The following is a 2,540-nucleotide window of genomic DNA, read 5'->3' on the forward strand; positions in this document are numbered from 1 at the left end:
CGTGAACGCTCATTCCGGTTTTATCGTGAACACTTTTGACTGATTTTCCGGAATCGGTGTTCACACCAAACCAGTACAATTTCAACGCATTGATTATTAATTACTTTGTTAAGCTATTTCCTTTTTGTATTACTGAGGAAGGGATATGGCGACTAAGAGGATCACAATGCGTAAAATTCGAGAAGTGTTGAGGCTACATTTTGCTGCCCAACTCAGTGTCAGAAAAATAAGTGCCAGCACTAAGATCAGTGTCGGTGGTATTCAAAAACTACTCACTAAAGCCAGAGCTTTATCGTTAAGTTGGCCACTGCCCGACGAGCTTGATGATTCTGTGCTTGCTAGTCAGTTCTATCCTCGCGCCGACACTCGGCCATCCCAGCGATTTGAAGTGCCAGATTGGCCTGCCATTCGAAAAGAATTAACGGGCAAAGGCGTCACCAAGAACTTACTCTGGGAAGAATATACTCAGCAATATCCGAATCGTTGTTACAGCTATTCTCAGTTCTGCGATCGCTATATGACCTGGCTTAAAAAGCAAAAACGTTCGATGCGACAAGTGCATAAAGCAGGAGAAAAACTCTTTGTCGATTATGCGGGTCAAACGATGCCCATTGTTTGTAATGCGACGGGTGAAGTGAAGTTCGCCCAGATATTCGTGGCGGTGATGGGCGCATCAAATTATACATTTTGTGAAGCAACCTGGAGCCAAAGTCTACCCGACTGGATCGGCAGTCACGTGCGAGCATTTGAATTTATCGGCGGTATACCTGACATGGTTATCCCCGATAATTTACGCAGTGGTGTCAGTAAAGCGTGTCGCTACGACCCTGATGTTAACCCGAGTTATCAGCAATTGGCCGCGCATTATGGCACCGTGATTGTGCCTGCTCGTCCCAGAAAACCACAAGATAAAGCCAAGGCCGAAGTGGGCGTGCAAATCATTGAACGCTGGATACTCGCCAAGTTACGACACCAAACCTTTTTCTCATTAGCTGAGCTAAACCATTGCATCAAAGCCTTACTGCTTGAGGTCAATAATAAGCCCTTTAAGCAACTGAGTGGGACACGACAATCATGGTTCGAGTCAATCGACAAACCCGCCCTCGCGCCCATGTCCAAACTAGCTTATCAATTCACGGATATTAAACACGTCAAAGTGAATATTGATTATCACGTTCAGTATGATAACCATCTTTACTCGGTACCCCATCACTTGGTGGGTGAAAAGCTTGAACTTCATGCCAAAGACAACTTGATTGAGGCTTATTTCAAGCATAAACGCATCACCAGTCACCCGAGAAAATATCATCCTGGCATGACCACCACATCCGAGCACATGCCTGTAAAGCATGAGAAGCATCATAAATGGTCACCAGGGCGTTTAATGAATTGGGCGAAAGATATTGGAGATGACGTTTTGCTCTGGGTGAAAGCACAATTGGCACAGAAACAACATGAAGAACAAGCGTATCGTGTGTGCTTAGGCTTACTCAACCTATCAAGAAGCTATCCCGCCGATCGGCTCAATAACGCCTGTGCGATAGCCAATCAATACAGTTTATATCGGTTAAAACATATCAAAGACATACTCAGTAGCAACCAAGATAAATTGCCGCGAACGCAAGAAGAGCCGTCGACGTTATTGCCACAATCCCATGAAAATATCCGTGGTCCTAAAAGCTTCCATTAAGGTAAGGAAATTCTATGTTAGAACAAACGATAACTCAGCTTCGTCAACTCAAACTCAGTGGTATGGCCAACGCCTTAGTGAGCCAAATAGAACAACCAAGTACTTATGAAGGGTTGTCCTTCGATGAGCGACTACAACTGCTAGCAGACAGTGAAGCCCAAGACCGAGAGAGCCGAAAACAACAACGCTTACTTAAAGCGGCAAAACTTAAATTAGCCGCTAACGCCAGAGACATAGATTATCATCACCCGCGAGGTCTCAATCAATCGATGATGGCATCACTACTGCAATGTGATTGGCTGAATAAATCACAAAACTTACTCATCACAGGCCCTTGCGGTAGCGGTAAAACCTATATCACTTGTGCGCTTGCGCATACAGGATGCATGAAAGGCTACAGCGTTAAATATTACCGACTCTCAAGGTTGATGCTTGCGCTGACACAAGCCAAAGCAGATGGCACTTACAGTCGAATGTTACAGTCACTCGCTAAGATCGACTTACTCGTTTTAGATGATTGGGGGCTTGAGCCACTTAAAGCGGCACAACGAAATGACTTAATGGAGATCATGGATGATAGGCACGGCAGTTCATCAACCGCCATCATCAGTCAATTACCCACCGAAGAATGGCATCAATCCATCGGCGATAATACCTTAGCCGATGCCATTTTAGATCGACTAATGCACAATGCTCATCGGATAAAATTAAAGGGGGAGTCTATGAGAAAAATTCAATCTAAAATTGACCATCGTGAACACTTAGGTTAAAAATGTCATGAACCCAATGCGTGGAATTTAAGTGTTCACGATAAAACCGGAATCGGTGTTCACCATCACCGGAATACGCA

At 44.6% G+C, this 2,540-nt stretch carries 2 protein-coding genes; both read left to right on the forward strand.

Annotation, left to right across the window (positions count from 1 at the left end; all coding sequences use genetic code 11):
• The first annotated feature begins 145 nt into the window (after window positions 1-145).
• Complete coding sequence (gene istA, locus AAEY57_RS19005; protein ID WP_350608556.1) at window positions 146-1,690, forward strand: IS21 family transposase; 1,545 nt, start codon at window positions 146-148, stop codon at window positions 1,688-1,690.
• A 14-nt stretch (window positions 1,691-1,704) separates the two neighbouring features.
• A complete protein-coding gene (istB, locus tag AAEY57_RS19010; protein ID WP_024603886.1) occupies window positions 1,705-2,460 on the forward strand; it encodes an IS21-like element helper ATPase IstB in 756 nt (251 codons plus the stop codon).
• The last annotated feature ends 80 nt before the right edge of the window (window positions 2,461-2,540 follow it).

Source organism: Pseudoalteromonas sp. MER144-MNA-CIBAN-0113 (genome assembly GCF_040308965.1).
Taxonomy (GTDB): Bacteria; Pseudomonadota; Gammaproteobacteria; order Enterobacterales; family Alteromonadaceae; genus Pseudoalteromonas; species Pseudoalteromonas tetraodonis.

Bases quoted from the DNA above. Each gene is read 5' to 3' on its own strand.
- istB (WP_024603886.1), top strand. From the start codon at position 1,705: ATGTTAGAACAAACGATAACTCAGCTTCGTCAACTCAAACTCAGTGGT.
- istA (WP_350608556.1), top strand. From the start codon at position 146: ATGGCGACTAAGAGGATCACAATGCGTAAAATTCGAGAAGTGTTGAGG.